The sequence below is a fragment of the Kushneria sp. AK178 genome (assembly GCF_053903105.1).
This window is the reverse complement of sequence record NZ_CP096381.1, coordinates 426,797-446,658: the sequence shown is the minus strand read 5'-3', so window position 1 is coordinate 446,658 and position 19,862 is coordinate 426,797. Positions and strand designations below refer to the sequence as shown.

The window sequence follows — 19,862 nt, the reverse complement described above, 5'->3', positions numbered from 1 at the left end:
TCCTATTGCAGATTGACGAACATGCCGCCGTCGACCAGCAGCGACGCCCCGGTCACGTAGGCCGCCATGTCGGAGGCGAGAAAGACCGCCGGCCCGGCCATATCCTCGGGGCGGCCCAGTCGGCCCAGCGGCGTACGATCTTCCATGTGGCGGAGCTTGTCCGGGTCGGCGAGGTCATCACGGTTGATGTCGGTTTCGATGGTGCCGGGCAGCAGCGCGTTGCAGCGAATGCCGTAAGGGCCGAGCGCCACGGCGCAGGACTGCATCAGCGACAGTACGCCGGCCTTGGTGGGCGTGTAGTGGGTCTGCATGCCGCCGCCGACCAGCGCCGAGATCGAGCTCACCGCGATGATGGCGCCGCCCTCCCCCTGGTCCTTCATCCGATTGGCGGCGGCCTGCACGGCGAAGAAGGCGCCATTGAGATTGACGTCGACCGTTGTGAGGTAGGTATCCCGCGGCATGTCGAGAAAGGAGTGAAAGGGACAGATGCCGGCGTTGTTGATGAACACATCGAGCCCGCCGAAGGCATTCACTGCCGTCTCGACAAGTCGCTCGCCGGTAGCCGGGTCCTGCGCCGGGGCTGCCGTCCAGGCCGATTGGACGCCGAAGGCGGCGATCTCATTGGCCGTGGCGGCGAGCGCCTCGCGTGACTCCGGCGTATCCTCGGCGCTGATGGCCACATAGGCGCCCTGCTCGGCGCACTTGAGGGCGATGGCGCGGCCGATGCCCTTCGACCCGCCGGTGACAAAAACGCGCTTGTCCTGCAGCAGCATGGCAGTCTCCTGAATCATGAATGGGTGGGCTCCTCCACGCCGGGTTGTGTGTCCAGCGCGCCGGAGGTGCGGTCGAAGGAGAGGTGATGACGGCCGGCCGCCAGCGACTGGCGGCGTCCATCGGGCAGCGTCAGTTCGGCGCGGCAGCCGGTGGGCACGGTCAGGTCATACAGCACGGCGTCCGGCTGCTGGGTCCAGCGAATGGCAATCCGCCCGTGCGGCGATTCATGCTCGGCCGCCGCCCACGGCAGCGATGCCGGAATCTGCGGCGCAAAGTGGATGTCGCGATAGCCGGGCGAGGCCGGCGCCAGTCCCGCCAGCTGCTCGTGGAGCCACTGCGCCACGGCGCCGAGGGCATAGTGGTTGAAGGAGGTCATCTCGCCCGGATTGACGCGCCCGTCGGGCATCAGGCTGTCCCAGCGCTCCCAGATGGTGGTGGCACCCTGCGTCACCGGATAGAGCCAGGAGGGGCAGTGCGTTTCCTGCAGCTGTCGCATGGCGGTGTCGAAATGGCCGGTATCGGTCAAGGCCCGGGAGATAATGGGCGTGCCGACAAAGCCGGTGGCGATGCGGTAGTCGCCCTCGGCGACCAGCGCTGCCAGCCGGTCGCCCATGCGATGCAGCAGCGCGTCGTCGTCACTGAGCCGCCAGGCGATGATCATGGCGTAACCGGTCTGTGACTCCTGGTGCAGCCGACCGGTGGCCGGGTCGGTGTAGTGCTCGAGAATCGCCCGGCCCACCGCATCGGCCAGCCCGCTGTAGTGCGTCGCCTCGTCGCGATACTCGAGCGCCTCGGCCATCTCGGAGAGCACCCGGGCGCAGCGGGCGAAGCAGGCACTGGCGACCAGCTCGCGGTCGGTCATGGCGGCGGCCGGGTCATCCGGCGGCGCCGACGGGTCCAGCCAGTCGCCCAGCTGCGTATCGCCCTGCCACAGATGGTTGTCGCCGGCGCGCCGATCCATCAGATCGACCCAGGCCCGGGCGCTGGCCCACTGCTGCTCCAGAAAATGACGATCGCCGGTCGCCCACCACAGGGCATGGGGTACGATGACCGCGGCATCGCCCCAGGCCGCCAGCGGCGCCATCGGCGTCCAGGTGTCGGTGGTCTCGATATAGGGCACATAGGGCGGTACGGTGCCGTCCTCGAGCTGGTCGGCGATCAGATCGCGCAGCCACGAGCGCATCACGCCGGCACAGTCGTAGAGAAAGGCGGCCGTGGCCATGAACACCTGAATGTCGCCGGTCCAGCCAAGGCGCTCATCGCGCTGCGGGCAGTCGGTGGGAATATCGAAGAAGTTGCCCCTGAGCGACCAGAGCACGTTGTCGTGCAGCCGGTTGATGGCCGGGTCGGCGCAGGCAAACCAGCCGCTGCGGGCCATGTCGGAGTAATAGACGATGCCCTCGAATTCGAAGTCATCCAAGGTCCGGGGCGATGCCGTCACCTCGACATAGCGAAAGCCGTGATAGGTAAAGTGCGGCTCCCAGACTTCGCGGCCGCTGCCCTCATGGCAATAGTGGTCGGTGGCCGCCGCAAAACGCAGCGGCCGGGTGTAGAGCTCACCGCCCTGCAGGACCTCGGCGTGGCGCAGGGTCACCGTCTCCCCCGGCGCCCCCGAGGAGGTGATGCGGCCGCGCCCGACCATGTTCTGCCCCATGTCGAGCAGTAGCCGGTCATGGGCGAGCCGCTCGCGCCTGACCGGCGGCAGCCACTGCTGCGCGCGTACCGCCGGTCCCTGGGCGGCTTCCAGCCGCTCGACATCGAAGTCGACCAGGCAGGCGGCCTGCCAGCCGGCAGCGTCGAAATCGGCCCGGTCCCAGTCCCGGGGCTCGGCGCGGGCATCGAAGGTCTCGCCGTCATACAGACTCGAGATCAGCGTGCCCCCGGTGCCGACCTGCCAGTCACTGTCGGGCTCGATGATGTGGCGCTGGCCGTCCGACGTGAGGATGTCCAACCGCACCAGCAGGCTCAGCTCGCGGCCGTAGCGATCCTGCGCCCCGCCGTTGAAACCCAGCCGCCCCCGATACCAGCCGTCCGCCATGCGAACGCCCAGCACGTTGCGCCCGCGCTCCAGCAGTGCGGTCACGTCATACGTCCAGTAGCGCAGCCGCTGGTCGTAGCTGGACCAGCCGGGCAGAAAGGCATCGCGGGTCACGGCCTGACCGTTACAGCTCGGTTCGAACATGCCGTGGGCGGTGATGTAGAGCCGTGCCCGTACAATGGACTGCGGCACATCAAAGGCGCGGCGAAAGAGCGGCGGCTGACGGTCATGATCGGGCTCCGGCCACGGCACGCTGACCGCCTGACGCGGCCAGTCACGGTGCTCGATGCCGCGCTCCACCGCCAGCGGCGCACTCCACGGCGACCAGCCGCCGTCGGCCTCACCGGCGCGCACCCGCACCTCGGCCCGCTCGCCCGGAGCCAGCGGCGCATCGGGCCAGGCCACCAGATGATGGTCGGTCACGCTGAAAACGGTCTCGACGCTCCCGTCACGGGTAATGGCGATCTCATGACGTGCCGGGGACCAGTCCGCCGGCGCCATGACCTTCCAGGACAGGCGCGGTCGGTCATGATCGATCCCGATGGCGCGCGTCAAAAGCTCCGCGCGCAGCTCGTGAACATGGATATTGTCTGATGACATGACAGCTTCCCTGTAGTGATGACAATTCAGGCACGCTAGCGTGCGCGCACCTTTTCGAAGCGCGAAATCCACAGCAGCCCGATGGCGCCGGCAGTCAGCATCGCACCGAACGCCAGGACAAAGATCAGCGTATCGCTATAGGCGACAATGAGCGGCGTCACGCTGGCCGTGGCTGCTGCCACGACGCGGGTAAAAGAGATGGCGATTCCCTGGGCACTGGCGCGGTATTCGGTGGGAAAAAGCTCCTGCGCCCAGACCTTGAACATCGGCTCACCCGCGATCACACCCCCAACGGCGTACAGCACCGACATGGCCACCAGCGTGACCAGCCCGGCGCCCAGCAGGATCGGAATCATGAAGGCACTCAGTGAGGCGCAAAGGCCTACCACGAAGACGAGGCGTCGATGGGTGGTATCCACCAGCCGCATCAGGGTGAAGGTGGCGGCCAGGGAGAGAAAGGCCGTCAGCAGGCCCACCGTCGAGGCCACGGAAACGCTGGTACCGGCGGCTTCAACAAACAGATAGCTGCTGAACTGGCCCATGGTATTGGCCGGGATGTTGACCAGCGCATAGAAGAGGCTGACCGCGATCAGCGGCGCCAGATAGGCGTTTTGCACCAGGGCCTTGAGCGAGCCCAGATGGACGCGTGGTCCTTCCACCTGCTGGCTGCGCTCATGCAGCGCCTGCCATTTTGTCGACTCGGGTAAAAAGGAGCGCAGCACCAGCACTGTCAGCGTAATCACGGCCAGATGGCCATAGATGATACGAGCGCCGGTCTCTCCCATGTCGCCAACGATGATGCCGATCACATTGGCGGCCATGATGCCCAGCATCCAGAGCACGTGGGTGAAGGTGATCATCTTGCCGACTCTTTTTTCCGGGACAACCTCGGCGATCATCGCCAGCGATACCGGCAGGTCCGCCCCGGCCGCCAGCCCGATCAGCGGCAGCGCCACGAAAAGCCATGTCTTGCTCGGAGCGAACACGGCAATGATCAACCCCACCAGAAACAGCATCATCGTCAGCATGAAGACCCGCTTGCGGCCGAAGCGATCCCCCAGGTTGCCGCCACAGCCCGCCCCGATGGCGATTCCAATGGTCAAAAGGCTCGACAGCAGGCCGATATCACCACTGCTCAGCGCAAACCCTTCCCGAAAGAGCACCAGTGCAAGGCCGGTCCCCACGATGGCCGCCGCATCCAGATAGGAGGCCATGCCGGCCAGAATGGTGGTCGCCCAGACGACCCTTTTTGTTGTACCTGTTTGTGTACTCATGCCTGTCTCCTGCCGATCCACCGGTTAGAGGCGATAAAGCCGTCGGGCGTTATCCATGAACAGCGCTGCCTTTTCTTCGTCTGATGCGTCAGCAACCACCTCGGCCCAGGCGTGCCAGAGATCGTCGTAGCGGGCGTACAGGCCATCGACCGGGAAGTTGGAAGCGAACATGGCGCGCTCGGTTCCGAAGGCGTCGATCGCTTCCAGAATCAGCGGGCGCACACTTCCCACCGTCCAGCGGTGGTCGAGCATGCCAAAGCCCGAGAGCTTGATGACCACGTTGGGCCGCGCCGCCAGCGCGCGCAGGCCATCGCGCCAGGCGCGCCAGCCGGCCACGCCCTGGCGGTCGACATACATGCCGGCGTGATTGATGACGAACAGTGTCTCGGGGTGCTCATCGGCAAGCGTCGCGGCACGGGGCATCTGCGATGGGTAGAGCTGCAGATCAAAGGAGAGACCGTGCCGGGCCAGCAGCGCGAAGTTGTCCTGCCACAGCGGCTCGTCCATGTAGTGGCGCCCGACATAATCGAACAGCGGGTCCGAATGGACGTTAAGGATCTGGCGTACGCCGCGCACCCGGTCGCTCAGCTCGAGCTGACGCGCCAGAATGTCGGCGGCATCCGGTCGTGACAGGTCGGCACCCACCACCAGCGCCGAGGGCAGCGCCGGTGAACCGTCGTCGTCGAGCCCGGCCAGCCAGCGGGTCTCCTCGACCGGATCGACGGCATCGGCCTCGATGTGCACCGCACCGAGCAGCTCGACGGCCTCGCTTTCACCGCGCAGATCGGCAGGACCGTAATCCCGCGCCATTGGGGTGTAGTCGCCCAGCAGATTGGGCACCGGTTTCGCCAGCCAAGGCTGATTGCCGGTGGCGATCTGCCAGAAGTGCACGTGAGGGTCGATTACCTGCATGGCGTCTCTCCTGCTGTCAGCGAAAACATCTCGTCGAGGGCGATCTCGACCGGGGCATTGCTGTTGTGTGTCGCCATGAGATCGGCCATATGGGCCCACCAGCACTGCATGACGGGAAGCTTCGGTAACGCATCAACATGATGGTCATCACTCAGCCACATGATGGCGAACAGATGATGTGATGCCGGGTCCAGGAAGATGCGGTACTCCCGGATGCCGGCATCAAGCAGGGCATCGGTCAGCTCCGGCCGGATCTCGTCATGGCGTTTTTTGTACTCGGCCTCACAGCCGGGATTGAGCGTCATGCGAAAGGCGCGAACGATCATGTCGGCCCTCCTGATCGTCGGGGTGGACGACGTGCGGGTATGCTGGTCGGGGGCATCACGGCCATATCAACGCTCCCACCAGGGTCAGCGACAGGATGGTCAGCGACACCATCAGCTCGGCCAGGGTGTAGGTCTTGAAACCGCCGCGCACGCTAAAGCCCGAGAGCTGGGTGGTGATCCAGAAGCCGCTGTCGTTGACATGGCCGATGCTGATGCCGCCCGACAGGGCCGCCAGCGCGATCCAGAGCGGATCGACCACGCCGGTGGAGGCGGCACCGGCCATGATGGTCATGGCGGTGATGCCCGCCACGGTGCCGGAGCCCTGCGCGACCCGGAACACCAGCGCCAGCGCGTAGGTCAAAAGAACCATCGCCAGCGGTGATCCGGTCTCCTGAAACAGGCTGTCCACCAGCGACCGGCCGATACCGGTCTCCTCAATGACGCTACCCAGCGAGCCGCCGGCGCCGGTGACCAGCAGCACCAGCCCGGCGGTCTGCAGGCCCTGTGATGCCGAGCGGTCACACGCGTCGCGATTCATGAGACGCCCGGCAACGGCGTAGGCGGCCAGCGCGCCGGCCAGCAGCGCCACGATGCGGTCGCTGATAAAGGCCACGAAGGGCGGGAGGCCGTCACCGCCAACCATGCCGGTCTGCTGGGCGTAGTCGTAGAGCGTGCCGGAGAGAATCAGCGCAATCGGCAGACCAATGGGCAGCAGCGCCTGCCACAGCGGCAGATTCGGCAGTTCAATCTCCTCTTCCGGTGCCGGCTGACGGCTGTCGAGATGCAGCTCGTCCTTCGCGGCGTTCCAGAGCCCCATATCGAGCACCAGAAAGTAGAGCTTCATCACCACCAGCGCCGTGATCAGCCCCACGCCCAGCCCGGCCAGCGTCATCAGCCCGATGTCGAAATTCAGGATCGAGGCGGCCGCCAGCGGATTGGGGGTCGGCGGCACAATGGTGTGCGAGGTGGCCGCACCGATGACCAGCGCGCCGATGGCGTAGGGCAGCGGTTTGCCGAGCGTTCTGGCCAGTGCAATGCCCAGCGGAATCAGGATCACGAAGGTGACATCGAAAAACACCGGAATCGACAGCAGAAAGCCGGTCAACCCCAGCGCATAGAGCCCGGCGCCGCGCGGCGCGCTTTTGACCATGGTGTGGGCGATCTGATGCGCCATGCGGGAGTCGCTCATCAGCTGGCCAATGATGACCCCAAAGCCGATGGGCAACCCGATGGCCGCCATGATATTGCCGAAACCATCGCCGACGGCCTCAACGGTCGTGGTCATGCCCAGCCCCATGGTGAGACCCAGATAGAGACACCCCAGGATCAGGCTGATCGCCGGATTGAGCTTGAGATAGAGAATCAGCAGCAGGATCAGACCGATCGTGACTGCCAGATGCAGTATTTCCATGAACCCCCTCCCGTGACGCTGTCGACCTGTTGTGGTTGTCGCTGTCGATCGCCTCGCCACGGCACCATCAAGGGTGCCGCGGCGCTCGTGGTCAGTGGGTATAGGGTCGGGCCAGATCGCTGTCCGGATTGAGGCGCACGCCAAAGCCCGGTGCATCAAGGCTCGAGGCCCGCATGCGGCCGTTTTCCGGTACCGGCTCATCCAGCAGCAGCGGGTTGAACATCGGCACTACCTCGTCGGCCTGCGGGGCCATCATCAAAAATTCGGAGAAGGGACTGTTGGTACGGGTCACCACGAAGTGGTAGCTGTAGACCGAGGAGCCGTGCGGCACGACCAGGGTGTTGTGGGCATCCGCCAGCGCCGAGATCTTCAAAAGCTCGGTGACGCCGCCGCACCAGCCCACATCGGGCTGAATGATGTCGCAGCAGCCCATCTCCAGCAGCATGCGAAAGCCCCAGCGGGTGGCTTCGTGTTCGCCTGTGGTGACCAGCATGCCGGGCGGCACACGCTTTTTGAGATCGGCATAGCCCCAGTAGTCATCCGGCGGCAGCGCCTCCTCGATCCACTTGAGGCCGTGCTCTCGCCCGCGCTGCGCCAGCCGGGTGGCGTAGTCGAGATCCAGGCTCATCCAGCAGTCGAACATCAGCCAGAAGTCCGGTCCGACGCTGTCGCGCATTTCGGCCAGCTGGGCAATATTGTTTTCAAGCCCTGCATCACCCTCGGCCGGGCCATGTTTCAGGGGCATCTTGCCGCCGATAAAGCCCATCTTCTGCGCCAGATCCGGGCGCGCACCGGTGGCGTAAAACTGCAGCTCATCGCGCACCGGCCCGCCCAGCAGGGCATGCACCGGCTCGTCACGAATCTTGCCGAGCAGATCCCAGAGCGCCAGATCGACGCCGGAAATGGTATTGAGCACCACCCCCTTGCGACCGTAGAACAGCGTGGCGTGAAACATCTGGTCCCAGATTTTTTCGATATCGGTCACACGCTGGCCTTCGACGAACCGGGCCAGATGCTTTTCGACGATAAAGGCGCCGATCTCGCCGGCCGTGGTCACCGCAAAGCCTACCGTGCCGTCACTGGCCTCCACTTCGACCACCAGCGTGCCCAGCACGTTGAGCCCGAAGCTGCGCCGGGTCATGCGGTAGTCGGGATACTTGCTCATGGGCGTCGAGATCTGGCTGTCGATCCAGTGCCCTTCGCCCTGGTCGTGATAGTCGGCCCCGCCGCCACGGACGGTATAGGCACGTATCTGCTGGATGGTGGGCATCGACATGGCATTTCCCTTTTGCGGTCCGAATCAGAGTTCAAAAAGGAATACCGGGAAACAAAAGGGATGACTAATGCAGGCTACGGCGCAACCGATACCCTGTTGTTATCACGTGCCACGAGACGCCTCACAGCGCTAACCCTGCGTTTTGACGGGCAAAAGAAGCGTGCCTCGCCTGGACCAATGTCTTATGGCCGTTGGCTGCCATGCGCCTGCGTTATCAATACGCTGTAGGTGACGATAACCCTGGAGATGCCCACGTGTCGGATGTTCACAGGCAGGCTGCGCTGCTTAATCGGTTGCGCTACAAGCATCTGCGTCTGATTGCCCTGCTGGACGAGCAGCGCAATCTGCATCGGGTGGCAGAAATTCTGAACATGTCACAGCCGGCCGCCACGCGCATGCTGCGCGATATCGAGGGCATGTTTGGCTGCGCATTGTTCGAGCGCACCTCACGGGGCGTTCAACCCACCAGCACCGGTGAAGTGCTGATCGAGTTTGCCCACGGCGCGCTCAACCGGCTGGATCGCTGCGCGACCTCGCTGCAGCGTCATCAGCTGGGCGATCAGGGGCAGCTGGCGATCGGGGCCATCATGGGCGCCGCGCCGGATCTGGTGGCGGAAGCCGTGACCGAGATCAAGCGTCAGCGCCCGCTGTTGCAGGTGCGGCTGCTGGGAGAGACCAGCGATCAGCTGGTCGAGCTTTTGATGCACAACCGCATCGACATGGCCATCGCTCGCCATGTGACGGCCCTGCAGCACAATCTGTTCGATTTCGAGCCGCTGGGTAACGAGCGCATGCTGGCCGTGGTGCGCCGCGGGCACCCCTTGACCGATGCGCGCGAGCTGTCGCTGCCGGAGACGCTGGAGCAGTGGCCCTGGATCCTGCAGCCGATCGAGAGTCCGGCGCGCCAGGTACTGGAAAAGGAGTTTGAGCTTGCCGGTTTGATGTCACCGCGGGATATCATCGAATGCGGCTCGATTTTCGCTGCCCTGCAGCTGGTCAGACGCAGTGACAGCATTCTGGTGCTGGCCGAGTCGGTCCTGCGGGATTATCTGCAGATGGGCATGGTGATCGCCCTGCCGCTATCACTGGGCAAGACGCTGCCCCCCTACGGCATCATGACCCGCCGGGAAGAGCCGTTGAGCGAGCCGATGCAGCAGCTCTGCGCCATCCTGCGTTCGATCGCGGCCCGTCGGGATCGGTCGACGCTGGCACCGGACCGGTCCCATTCGCAACTCATTACCCCTGGTGACCGACAGAAAGCGCCGCAGACGCTGTAGCGCTCGTGATCTCGCTGAAGTGAAATCGTGCCGGTGGCGCGGAAGGCCGGGGTGACAGCCTGTGGCCAGTATCGCACGCTGAAGGGCGGACGGTGTCAAAGGACAGGCACCGCCTGTTCTTTCCAACGACTGCCGGAGACCCTCATGGCACAGCTGACCTGTCGCTTCGCCTCGCGGATTCTCGAGGTGACGCTGTCTCTCAACGCCATCGTGCCCGAACATGCCAGCGCGCCATCGCCGGTGCTGTATCTGCTGCACGGCCTGTCCGACGATGATAGCGCCTGGCAGCGCTTCAGTGCCATCGAGCGTTACGCCGAACAGTACGGCATTGCCGTGATCATGCCGCAGGTGGGGCGAAGCTATTACACCGACATGGCGTTTGGTCCGGACTGGTACCGGTTTTTGAGCGAGGAGCTGCCCCTCATCAGCGAGCGGCTGTTTCCCATCTCGACGCGCCGGGAGGAGACGTTCGTGGCCGGGCTGTCGATGGGCGGCTATGGCGCCTTCAAGTGGGCCCTGCGCGAGCCGGAGCGCTTTGCGGCGGCGGCCAGCCTGTCAGGGTCGCTGGATATCGTGGCGGTAGGACAGCGCGAAACCCCGCCACCGGAGTACCCGCTGATCTTTGATCGATCACCGGCCGGCACGGACGATGATCTTTTTGCGCTGCTCACGCGCTATCACACGCCGCAGACGCATCAGCCGGCGCTGTTTCAGTGGTGCGGGCGGGAAGACTTCCTGTATGCCGACAACCTGCGCTTTAAAGAGGCGGCACAGGAGAGTGCGCTGCAGCTGACCTGGCATGACGGCCCGGGGGATCATCAGTGGCGCTACTGGGATCGCCAGATTCAGCGCGTGCTCAAATGGCTGCCGATCACGCCATCCACCACTCCGTGACAGACCCGCTCCCCCGCCCCAACAGCACGACACCCGGCGCATGGCCGGGTGTCGGAGGCATCAGGACAGCCTGTTCGAAAAGGCTCATGAGTAGCCATGACGCAGGGTATTGTCCTCGCCTGCCGGCGTCTCTTCCACGACCTCCATGAAGTGACCGCTGTTTGCCGACACGCCCATGGCGGCAAAGATGGCAACAACAGCCAGTGCTGTTACCGCAAGATAAGCAATCAGAATTCCCATAGCGTTACTCCCTGGTCGCGATAATCACGAGATTGGATGAGAGCCGGACCACTATTTTGTGGTTCTTTTTAATATGATGGACCGAACAACTCTATTGTTATTCTCATGTCCGGCGATCGCAGAAAACCATTTTGCGAATCAGCCTTTCGACACCTGAAAAAATAATCAATGTTGTCGAATTTTCTGACGCTCGTCATACAACCGACACAATCATCATGCCTGACATCCGCCGTCAGCGAGATTACCCAAAGGTCTATCTGGCGTAATGAAATGTAAGCGTTCTACGGGCCTCCATGAGCACCGCCATGACGGTCTCCGGAGCCCCTGTGAGGGGCGAGAGGGAAAGACTGACAGTCAACGGCATGGCTTTTTTGGCGCTCGTCACCCCTGAAAAAACCATGCGATACATTCCATTAATTCGATAATATCTAATGTCACGACGTGTTTTAATCACATCAATAAACTGCGCTTCCATCATATTTATCGATGCACAATATTGCATAGATAATCCTGCCAAATAAAACGATATTACTCCCCATGTTTGGATAAGATCTCACTGTCTGCACCGGCCCTGCTGTCGGCCTGCAGCCGTTTGATTTTTTTGAAGGATTGTTACCCGTCAACAAAGATTCTCATTCAGGGACAGGTCATGGAAATGACAACACGACCGGTACGAGGCAATCACCGGCACTCACTGTGGTATGAGCGCATTCTCTTGAGCTTTCGGGTCCACTATCTTCTCGGGCTGACGCTGACCTCCCTGCTGCCGGCACTGTGGGATCGGGAGTGGTCCGCGTCGGCCCTGGGTGCCATCGCCATCAATACCACGGTACTGGCCAGCGCCATCGCCTGGATGGTGAGCTTTCGTGCCGTGCATCAGCTCTCCCGCCACCCGGGGACCGAGCCCTGCATGTATGTCATTGTCGTGGTCACGGCCGTCTATATGCTGATGATGGCCGTGCTGGAGCTGATGGCCATCCCCTTTCATCCGTTACAGCTTCTGATGTCCGGTGGGCTCGCGCTGCTGTGCGGCTGGGTCGGTTATCGGGCCACCCGGCGCTACCGTCGCCGCAAGATGGCCCTGGTGCCGCTGGGCAACATCGAGGAGTGGTTCAGCCATCAGGACATCGACCAGCGCTGGCTGTCGGAGCCGGATCTGGCCAATCTTCGCGTCGACGGCGTGATCGTGGATCTCTCCTGCGACCTGAGCGACGAGTGGCAGCGATTTCTGGCCGACTGCACCATCAAGCGCATTCCGGTACATGACGCGCGTCGCTTCGGTGAAGCCAGTACCGGCCGCATCGGACTCGATCAGATTCACGCCAATCGCTACGGCTCGCTGATGCCCAAAACCAGCTATGAGCTCTTCAAGCGACTGGCCGACATGTTTGCAGCGCTTTTGATGCTGCCGGTGGCGCTGCCGATCATGGGCGTGGCGGCGATCTTGATCAAACGCGACGACCCGGGCCCGATCCTGTTCCGCCAGCGACGCTCGGGCTTTCAGGGCGAGGAGTTTGACGTCTACAAGATGCGCAGCATGTACGTAAACCCCGGCGATGCGCGCCCCACCCAGGAAGGCGATGACCCGCGCATCACGAAGGTCGGCAGGTATCTGCGCAAGTATCGCATTGATGAGCTGCCGCAGCTGTTCAACGTGCTCAAGGGCGAGATGAGCCTGATCGGCCCGCGCCCCGAGACGCCGTCGCTGACCGAAGCCTATGAGCGCGACATCCCGTTTTTTTCGCTACCGCCACGTGGTTCGACCCGGCATCTCGGGCTGGGCCCAGGTCGAGCAGGGCTACGCCTCGGAAGTCGAGGGCTCGCGCACCAAGCTCGAGTATGACTTCTACTACATCCGCAACTTCTCGTTCTGGATGGACCTGCTGGTCGTCATTCGCACCATTCGCACCATCTTTACCGGCTCCGGCGCGCGCTGATCGACACGGCAGACGCCTGAGGACATGAGAAAAGGGCCCGCCACTGGCGGGCCCTTCGGCATGAGCCTCGCGGCATTTCGGACGGCCCGACGGCACTGTCCGAGCGCGCTTTCCTCGCCCCCCACCCTCTCCTGGACCCGGGTCGTAGCACTAAAGCGCAATAGGCGCGGCCCACGGGACAGCGCTAGCCTGTCGAACGCATTTGGATCGATCCAAAACGCTGATTCGACAGGACATCGACATGCCCCATTCCGGGAAATCCGTCACGCTCAGGGACCTGGCCGCCCACGCCGGGGTATCGCGCTCGACCGTGTCGCTGGTACTGCAGGAGAGCCCGCTGGTAGCCAGAAGTACCCGCGAGCGCGTGATGGCCGCCGTCGAGACGCTGGGCTATATCTACAATCGCGGCGCAGCCACGCTCCGCAGCGCCCGCACCCACACCATCGGCGTGGTGATCCATGACATCGCCAACCCCTTCTTTGGCGCCATGGTGGCCGGCATCGATGACACCCTGCAGACCGCCGACTACGTCCCCTTTCTGGTCAGCAGCGGCGACGATCCAACGCGTCAGTCGCGTTTGATCACCCGGCTGCACGAGCAGCGCATTGATGCCCTGCTGCTCTGCCCGGCCGAGAACACCCCGGAGACCCTGCTCGATACCATTGAGCGCTGGGGCCTGCCCTGCATTGAAGTGATGCGCCACGTCGGCGAGTCGCCCCGCGGCCACTATGTCGGCGCCGACATTCGCGCCGGCATGATTCGCGCCGTGACCCATCTGGCCGAGCAGGGCCATACGCGCATCGCCCTGCTGACCGGCCCGGGCCACAGCTCCGCCGACCGCGAGCGCATGACGGGCTATCAGGAGGCCATGCAGGCCGCCGGTCTCGAACCCGACATTCGCACCGGTGGCAATGAGCTGACCCGCCGCGCGGGGCTCGAGCGCACCCTCGGGATCCTGGAGGCGCCCACGCCGCCCACGGCGCTGATCTGTCACAACGACCTGATGGCACTGGGCGCGCTGCTGGCCCTGCACCGTCGGGACCTGACGCCCGGTATCGACTGCGCCGTGATCGGCATTGACGACAGCGACGAGGCCGCACTGAGCGAGCCGTCACTCAGCAGCCTCGCGACCCACCCTTACGCCATCGGCCAAACGGCCGCCGGGCTGGCACTCGACTGTCTCAAGGCCGCTGATGGCGCGCCGCAGCGCCTCGTTCTGGACACCTCGCTCAGGGCCCGCGCCAGCACCGATCCCGCGCCCGACCATTCACGGGAGTTGCCATGATGTCCTGTCCGTTTTCCCCGCGCCGCCGCATCGCACTGCTGGCGGCCATCGCCTCTCTGGCCCTGGCGGTGCTGGCCCCCGCCACGGCCGGCGCGCGTGAGCTGATCTTCGGTCACGGCGCCACCGAAAAGACGGCCTACCACGCCAGCGCCGAGCGTTTTGGTGAACTTCTACAGGACAAGAGCGACGGTGAGCTGAGCATCAGCCTCTACAGCAACTCGGTGCTGGGTCACGAAACCGAGATGTTCGAGCAGCAGACCGCCGGGGCGCTGGATTTCTCGATCGTCAATCCGGGGCTGATTTCGGAGTTCTCCCACACCGCCAGCATCTTCTCGATCCCGTTTCTCTACCGCGACATCGACCACTGGCAGCACGTGCTCGACGGCGAGGCCGGCCGCGAGATCGCCCGGCGCATCGAGGACGAGACCGGGGTGAAGGTGCTGGCCTACTACGGCGGCAGCACCCGCCAGATCGTCAGCACCCGGCCGCTGGAAAGTCTGGATGATCTGAAGGGCATGAAGCTGCGCACCAACCCGACCCGGCCGGTCGTGACCGCCTGGGAAGCGCTGGGCACCCGGCCCACGGTCATGGCGTATCAGGAGATCTACACCGGGCTGCAGCTCGGCGCCATCGACGGGCTGCTCAACGAGGCGGAGTGGATTCATCGCATGCGCTTTCACGAAGTGGCGCCGCACATTGGCCTGTCCGAGCACGACATTACCGTGCGACTGCTGACCGTCTCGTCCCGGACCTGGGACTCGCTGTCCCCCGAGCAGCAGCGCGAGGTGCAGGCCGCCGCCGATGAGAGCGAGCAGTATGCCCGCGACCTGCAGATCCGGCTGGACCAAAAGTCCCGCGACGCTCTCCGGGAAGAAGGCGCCACCTTCTACCCGCTGGATCGCAAGCGCATGCAGGCGATGGTGGCCGATCCGCTGGGTGAGGTGATCGACGACATGGACCTGCGCGATCTTTACAACCTGATCATCAACACCGACTGAGGAGACGTGCCATGGGCATCATCGCGGCCCTGGGCCGATTCAACCGCGCCCTTGAACGAGCACTCAACGTCGTGCTGCTGGTGCTGCTGGCCGGCTTTATCCTTCTGATCCTTTATCAGATTGCCAGCCGCAACCTGGGCATGCTGCCCACGGTCTACGCCACCGAGGAGCTCAGCCGCTTCGCCTTTCAGTGGATGATCCTGCTGGGCACGGCAATCGGCGTGCTGCACGCCGACCACTTCGTGCTCGAGGCCTTTGCGCGGAAAAGTGTCATGGGGCGCTTGACCCGGACGCTGCGCGATCTGGCCTGTCTGAGCGTGGGCGTGATCTTCATCGTCTTCGGCCAGGCCTTTGCCGTCTCCGGCTTCAACCGCATCGCCAGCGCCTCACAGCTGCCGATGGTGGTGACCTACTCGGCGTTTCTGGTCTGCGGCGTGCTGATCGTGCTGTTCAGCCTGCAGCGGCTGCTGCTTGGCGCCACCCGGGGGCTGGAGGCCATGGAGCGCGAGCTTGATACCCCCTCGGAGATCGACGACACCGCGCCGCCCACCACCGACATCAATACGCCCACCGCCCCGAACGACCCACAGGAGCAACGCTCATGATGACGGGTGATCTGCTGTTTCTGCTGCCGTGGCTTTTGTTCGTGCTGCTGGGCGTGCTGATCGTGCTGGGCGTGCCCATTGCCATGGCGCTGGTGCTGACGTCCTTCAGCGTGATCGTGCTCGACCCGCGGCTGACGCCGTGGATCCTGTTCCAGCGCATGTACTACGGCATGGACTCCTTTGTGTTGCTGGCCGTGCCGCTGTTTCTGCTGGCCGGCAACCTGATGAACGCCGCGCGCATTACCGACCGGTTGATCACGCTGTGTCTCAATCTGGTCGGCCACGTGAAAGGGGCGCTGGCGCACGTCAACGTGCTGGTCAGCATGCTGTTTGCCGGCGTGTCGGGCTCTTCCACCGCCGACAGCGCCGGTATCGGCACGGTGCTGATTCCGGCGATGAAAAAGCAGGGCTATCCGGCGCACTTCAGCGTGGCGGTGACCGCGGCCTCCTCGGTGATGGGCATCATCATCCCGCCGTCGATCAACATGATCGTCTGGGGCGCGCTGACCAGCACCTCGATCGCCGGGCTGTTTCTGGGCGGTATCATCCCGGGCATTCTGATCGCCATCACCCAGCTTCTGATGAATCTGGGCTATGTGCGCCGCTATGACGTGCCCCGCCGCCCGCGCGCCACGTTCAAGGAGATCCTGCACTCCGGCAAGGACGGCCTGCTGGCCGCCGGCATTCCGGTGCTGATCATCGGCGGCATCACGCTGGGCATCATGACGCCGACCGAAGCCGCTGTGATGGCGGTGCTCTATGCGCTGGTGCTGGGCTTTGTGGTCTATCGCGAGCTGAGTTTCAAAAGCGTGCTGGACGCCTCGACCGACACCGTCCGGCTCTGCTCGCTGTCGCTGTTCAGTCTGGTGGGCGCGGCGATCCTTGGCTATCTGATCAGTTTCTATCGCATTCCGCCGCAGCTGATGGTGGGGGTGGAGATTACCGACCCGACGGTGCTTCTGATCGTGATCGCCGGCGTCATGCTGCTGGTGGGCACCTTCATGGACTCGCTGCCGGCGATGGCGATTCTGGCGCCCATCTTTCAGCCGCTGGCCGCCCAGGCCGGGATCGATCCGCTGCAGTTCGGCGTGATCAGCGTCATGGCACTGGGCCTGGGGCTGATCACGCCACCCTACGGACTGTGTCTGATGATCTCGGCGCGTATCGGCGGCATTCCGCTGCTGCAGGCGCTGGGCACCACCATGCTCTATCTGCTGGTGATGCTGGGCGTGATTGCGCTGTTGATCGTCTTTCCCGACCTGATCCTCTATCTGCCGCAGACCTTCGGCCCCGACAGCGGCTGAGACTACTGCACCGTGGCGGTACTGGCCTGGGCCTCGCGATGTTCGCGGGCATCGAGGCGCTTCAGACGACGGTTGAGGACCTGCCACGTCATCAGCGCGGCGAACAGCGCCACCAGCATCACGGCGCTGCCCAGCCAGGGGAGATTCTCCAGCGGCAGCGCCTGCTCCAGCGCCATGCCGCCCAGCCAGGCGCCGAAGGCATTGCCCAGGTTAAAGGCGCTCTGGTTGAGCGTGGAAGCCAGGTTAGGCGCCTCGACCGCCTGATCGACAATCAGAAGCTGCAGGATCGGCACCAGCGCAAACGACACCACGCCCCACAAAAAGAGCGTCACCAGCGCGGCCAGCGGCGTGTGCACGGTGATGCCAAAAATCATCAGGATGGCGGCGGTCATCAGCATCAGCCCGATCACCGGCGGCATCAGCCGGCCGCTGGAGAGCCGCCCGCCGACCACGCTGCCCAGCGTCAGACCGGCGCCGAACAGCAGCAGCACCCAGGCCACCCAGGCGGTCGGAATCCCGGTGACATCGGTGAGCAGCGACTCGATGTAGGAGTAGACCGCAAAGAGGCTGCTGGAGGCCAGCACGCTGCACAACAGCGCCATCAGCACCGTTTTGCTCTTGAGCGCGGCAAACTCGCCCAGCACGCGCCCTTCGCTGCGCGGCAGATGCGCGGGCACCCAGCGCCACAGCGACAGCATCGCGATCACCCCGATCAGGGTGACGGCCCAGAAGGTCGAGCGCCAGCCGGCCAGCTGCCCCAGAAAGGTGCCAAAGGGCACGCCCAGCACGTTGGCCAGCGTCAGCCCGGCAAACATCAGCGAAATCGCCTGGCCGCGCTTTTCGGGCACCACCATGCTGGCCGCCGTGACCGCGCCGATACCGAAAAAGGCGCCGTGGGAGAGCGCCGTAAAAACACGCGCCATCATCAGCGCGGTGTAGTTGGGCGCCAGCGCACAGGCCAGATTGCCGATGATGAAAATGCTCATCAGGCCCATCAGGGTGGCCTTGCGCGGCATTTTCGACGAGACCACGGCCAGTATCGGCCCGCCGATCACCACGCCCATGGCATAGCCCGAGACCAGCAGTCCCGCCTGCAGTCGCGAAATATCGAGATCCATCATGACGGCCGACTGCAGCCCCATGATCACGAATTCGGTGGTACCAATGCCGAAGGCGGCGACGGCCAGCGCCATTAATGCAAGGGACATGATCCTGCTCCTGTCAGATCGTTACGCAAGAGAACGGCGCCGGCGGCGCTACAGCCGGAGCCGTATGTAACAAGGGTTTCTGAATCAAACCGGCACAGCGCCTTCGACCGCGCTGTGCCCGGGTATCGGGGGTGTCAGGCCGAGGCCGACGCCTCGCCACCGGTGACGCTTGCATGACGGGCGTCATGCTCGGCCTGACGCCTGACGCTGCGGCGCTGCATGACCCGCCGGGCCAGCATCGTCAGACCGATATTGGCCACGATCACGACCGCTCCGACCACCGGAATGGTGTGCATCGGAAAGCCCGCGCTGATGACCACACCGCCGACGCTGGCGCCGGTGGCGTTGCCCAGGTTGAAGGCGCTCTGATTGAGCGTCGAGGCCAGATTGGGCGCATCAAGGGCCTGATCCACCACCAGCAGCTGCAAAAGCGGCATGATGGCAAAGGAGATCGCCGCCCACAGGAAGATGGTCAGCATCGCCGGCACCAGCGAAAAGAGCGTGAACGACATGATCACAAGAATCACGCCGGTGCCCAGCATCAGCTTCATCAGCACCGGCATCAGGGCGCGATGACCCAGACGCCCGCCCAGAATGCTGCCGGCGGTCAGCCCCAGCCCGTAGATCGCCATGATCAGCGTGATCCACAGCCCGCCGACCCCGGTCAGATCCGACAGCATCGGTTCGATGTAGGTCACCACGGTGAACATCGAGATCGACGCCAGCACGCTCAGCCCCAGCGCCAGCAGCACCGAGCCCTCCTTCAGCACGCGAAACTCGCTTAGAATGCCGCCCTCGTGGCGTGGCAGGCTCGAGGGCAGCCACTGCCAGAGCGCCACGATGGCTACCACGCCGATGGCCGCCACGCTCCAGAAGGAGGCGCGCCAGCTGACCGCCTGGCCGATCGCCGAGCCCAGCGGCACGCCCAGTACGCTTGCCAGCGTCAGCCCGGCAAACACCAGCGAAATCGCCTGGCCGCGCTTTTCGGGCACCGCCAGCCCGGCCGCCGTGACCGAGGCGATACCGAAAAAGGCCCCGTGGGAGAAGGACGTCACCACGCGCGCCGCCATCAGACTGAGATAGTCCGGGGCCAGCGCACACAGCACGTTGCCTGTAATAAAGATGCCCATCAGCATCATCAGCGTGGGCTTGCGCGGCCATTTGGACGTGATCACCGCCAGCAGCGGCGCGCCCACCACCACGCCCATGGCATAGCCCGACACCAGGTAGCCGGCCGCCGGCACCGAGACGCCCAGATCGTTGGCCACCCCGGTCAGCAGACCCAGAATCACGAATTCGGTCGTGCCAATGCCGAACGCGGCAATGGCCAGAGCAATCAGGGGCAGTGACATGACAACCTCGGAAACAGTGGGCACCTTGTGACGCCGTGCAGTATAGACATCGACCGTCTAAGGCTAAAGTCGTAAAGGCCACTCGGGTCGCCAGGGCTCTTTTCTCCCCATGCTGACGACCGCCGCCGCCCCGGCGACGGCGCATGAAAAA

General features: G+C 64.1%; 18 protein-coding genes. 8 read left to right on the top strand and 10 right to left on the bottom strand.

Annotated features, from left to right (window positions below):
- Positions 1–2: 2 nt before the first annotated feature.
- The 7 genes from M1D97_RS02025 to rhmD all read right to left on the bottom strand — a co-directional run bounded on the left by M1D97_RS02025 (position 3) and on the right by rhmD (position 8,611).
- Positions 3–791 (bottom strand): SDR family NAD(P)-dependent oxidoreductase, encoded by a 789-nt coding sequence (locus tag M1D97_RS02025; protein ID WP_456269079.1) that lies wholly within the window; start codon positions 789–791, stop codon positions 3–5.
- Complete coding sequence (locus tag M1D97_RS02020; protein ID WP_456269078.1) at positions 788–3,412, bottom strand: family 78 glycoside hydrolase catalytic domain; 2,625 nt, start codon at positions 3,410–3,412, stop codon at positions 788–790. Before M1D97_RS02020 ends, M1D97_RS02025 begins: the two co-directional genes overlap by 4 nt.
- Before the next feature lie 35 nt (positions 3,413–3,447).
- Positions 3,448–4,686, bottom strand: a complete 1,239-nt coding sequence (locus M1D97_RS02015; RefSeq protein ID WP_456269077.1) for an MFS transporter — start codon at positions 4,684–4,686, stop codon at positions 3,448–3,450.
- Between the two features lie 24 nt (positions 4,687–4,710).
- On the bottom strand, positions 4,711–5,598 hold the full coding sequence (locus M1D97_RS02010) for an amidohydrolase family protein (protein WP_456269076.1): 888 nt from the start codon (positions 5,596–5,598) through the stop codon (positions 4,711–4,713).
- Positions 5,589–5,924, bottom strand: coding sequence for an L-rhamnose mutarotase (locus M1D97_RS02005; RefSeq protein WP_456269075.1), 336 nt, complete (start codon positions 5,922–5,924; stop codon positions 5,589–5,591). Before M1D97_RS02005 ends, M1D97_RS02010 begins: the two co-directional genes overlap by 10 nt.
- A 55-nt stretch (positions 5,925–5,979) precedes the next feature.
- Positions 5,980–7,335, bottom strand: a complete 1,356-nt coding sequence (locus M1D97_RS02000) for a GntP family permease (RefSeq protein WP_456269074.1) — start codon at positions 7,333–7,335, stop codon at positions 5,980–5,982.
- A 91-nt stretch (positions 7,336–7,426) separates the two neighbouring features.
- A complete protein-coding gene (rhmD, locus tag M1D97_RS01995; RefSeq protein WP_456269073.1) occupies positions 7,427–8,611 on the bottom strand; it encodes an L-rhamnonate dehydratase in 1,185 nt (394 codons plus the stop codon).
- Between the two features lie 254 nt (positions 8,612–8,865).
- On the opposite strand from rhmD, the gene M1D97_RS01990 reads away from it, so the two are divergent.
- Both M1D97_RS01990 and M1D97_RS01985 read left to right on the top strand, forming a co-directional pair.
- Positions 8,866–9,888: a LysR family transcriptional regulator gene (locus M1D97_RS01990; RefSeq protein ID WP_456269072.1), complete on the top strand. Its 1,023-nt coding sequence runs from the start codon at positions 8,866–8,868 to the stop codon at positions 9,886–9,888.
- Between the two features lie 144 nt (positions 9,889–10,032).
- Positions 10,033–10,782, top strand: coding sequence for an alpha/beta hydrolase (locus M1D97_RS01985; protein WP_456269071.1), 750 nt, complete (start codon positions 10,033–10,035; stop codon positions 10,780–10,782).
- A gap of 84 nt (positions 10,783–10,866) precedes the next feature.
- On the opposite strand, the gene M1D97_RS01980 is transcribed toward M1D97_RS01985, so the two are convergent.
- Positions 10,867–11,022, bottom strand: coding sequence for a hypothetical protein (locus M1D97_RS01980; RefSeq protein ID WP_456269070.1), 156 nt, complete (start codon positions 11,020–11,022; stop codon positions 10,867–10,869).
- 649 nt (positions 11,023–11,671) lie between these two features.
- Here M1D97_RS01980 and M1D97_RS01975 point away from each other — a divergent pair.
- From M1D97_RS01975 to M1D97_RS01950, 6 genes are all read left to right on the top strand, one after another.
- A complete protein-coding gene (locus M1D97_RS01975) occupies positions 11,672–12,865 on the top strand; it encodes a sugar transferase (protein WP_456269069.1) in 1,194 nt (397 codons plus the stop codon).
- On the top strand, positions 12,777–12,959 hold the full coding sequence (locus M1D97_RS01970) for a sugar transferase (RefSeq protein WP_456269068.1): 183 nt from the start codon (positions 12,777–12,779) through the stop codon (positions 12,957–12,959). Before M1D97_RS01975 ends, M1D97_RS01970 begins: the two co-directional genes overlap by 89 nt.
- Before the next feature lie 241 nt (positions 12,960–13,200).
- Entirely contained in the window at positions 13,201–14,244 is a 1,044-nt protein-coding gene (locus tag M1D97_RS01965) for a LacI family DNA-binding transcriptional regulator (protein ID WP_456269067.1), read from the top strand.
- A complete protein-coding gene (locus tag M1D97_RS01960) occupies positions 14,241–15,242 on the top strand; it encodes a TRAP transporter substrate-binding protein (protein ID WP_456269066.1) in 1,002 nt (333 codons plus the stop codon). The genes M1D97_RS01965 and M1D97_RS01960 overlap by 4 nt, the downstream gene beginning before the upstream one ends.
- Positions 15,243–15,253: 11 nt before the next feature.
- Positions 15,254–15,847, top strand: coding sequence for a TRAP transporter small permease (locus M1D97_RS01955; RefSeq protein WP_456269065.1), 594 nt, complete (start codon positions 15,254–15,256; stop codon positions 15,845–15,847).
- Positions 15,844–17,151 (top strand): TRAP transporter large permease, encoded by a 1,308-nt coding sequence (locus M1D97_RS01950; RefSeq protein ID WP_456269064.1) that lies wholly within the window; start codon positions 15,844–15,846, stop codon positions 17,149–17,151. Before M1D97_RS01955 ends, M1D97_RS01950 begins: the two co-directional genes overlap by 4 nt.
- A 2-nt stretch (positions 17,152–17,153) precedes the next feature.
- Here the strand turns inward: M1D97_RS01950 and M1D97_RS01945 are convergent, their stop codons facing one another.
- Both M1D97_RS01945 and M1D97_RS01940 read right to left on the bottom strand, forming a co-directional pair.
- Complete coding sequence (locus M1D97_RS01945; RefSeq protein WP_456269063.1) at positions 17,154–18,359, bottom strand: MFS transporter; 1,206 nt, start codon at positions 18,357–18,359, stop codon at positions 17,154–17,156.
- A gap of 134 nt (positions 18,360–18,493) precedes the next feature.
- Entirely contained in the window at positions 18,494–19,711 is a 1,218-nt protein-coding gene (locus M1D97_RS01940; RefSeq protein WP_456269062.1) for an MFS transporter, read from the bottom strand.
- Positions 19,712–19,862: the final 151 nt, after the last annotated feature.

Bases quoted from the DNA above. Each gene is read 5' to 3' on its own strand.
- M1D97_RS02025 (WP_456269079.1), bottom strand. From the start codon at position 791: ATGATTCAGGAGACTGCCATGCTGCTGCAGGACAAGCGCGTTTTTGTC.
- M1D97_RS02020 (WP_456269078.1), bottom strand. From the start codon at position 3,412: ATGTCATCAGACAATATCCATGTTCACGAGCTGCGCGCGGAGCTTTTG.
- M1D97_RS02015 (WP_456269077.1), bottom strand. From the start codon at position 4,686: ATGAGTACACAAACAGGTACAACAAAAAGGGTCGTCTGGGCGACCACC.
- M1D97_RS02010 (WP_456269076.1), bottom strand. From the start codon at position 5,598: ATGCAGGTAATCGACCCTCACGTGCACTTCTGGCAGATCGCCACCGGC.
- M1D97_RS02005 (WP_456269075.1), bottom strand. From the start codon at position 5,924: ATGATCGTTCGCGCCTTTCGCATGACGCTCAATCCCGGCTGTGAGGCC.
- M1D97_RS02000 (WP_456269074.1), bottom strand. From the start codon at position 7,335: ATGGAAATACTGCATCTGGCAGTCACGATCGGTCTGATCCTGCTGCTG.
- rhmD (WP_456269073.1), bottom strand. From the start codon at position 8,611: ATGTCGATGCCCACCATCCAGCAGATACGTGCCTATACCGTCCGTGGC.
- M1D97_RS01985 (WP_456269071.1), top strand. From the start codon at position 10,033: ATGGCACAGCTGACCTGTCGCTTCGCCTCGCGGATTCTCGAGGTGACG.
- M1D97_RS01980 (WP_456269070.1), bottom strand. From the start codon at position 11,022: ATGGGAATTCTGATTGCTTATCTTGCGGTAACAGCACTGGCTGTTGTT.
- M1D97_RS01975 (WP_456269069.1), top strand. From the start codon at position 11,672: ATGGAAATGACAACACGACCGGTACGAGGCAATCACCGGCACTCACTG.
- M1D97_RS01965 (WP_456269067.1), top strand. From the start codon at position 13,201: ATGCCCCATTCCGGGAAATCCGTCACGCTCAGGGACCTGGCCGCCCAC.
- M1D97_RS01960 (WP_456269066.1), top strand. From the start codon at position 14,241: ATGATGTCCTGTCCGTTTTCCCCGCGCCGCCGCATCGCACTGCTGGCG.
- M1D97_RS01955 (WP_456269065.1), top strand. From the start codon at position 15,254: ATGGGCATCATCGCGGCCCTGGGCCGATTCAACCGCGCCCTTGAACGA.
- M1D97_RS01950 (WP_456269064.1), top strand. From the start codon at position 15,844: ATGATGACGGGTGATCTGCTGTTTCTGCTGCCGTGGCTTTTGTTCGTG.
- M1D97_RS01945 (WP_456269063.1), bottom strand. From the start codon at position 18,359: ATGTCCCTTGCATTAATGGCGCTGGCCGTCGCCGCCTTCGGCATTGGT.
- M1D97_RS01940 (WP_456269062.1), bottom strand. From the start codon at position 19,711: ATGTCACTGCCCCTGATTGCTCTGGCCATTGCCGCGTTCGGCATTGGC.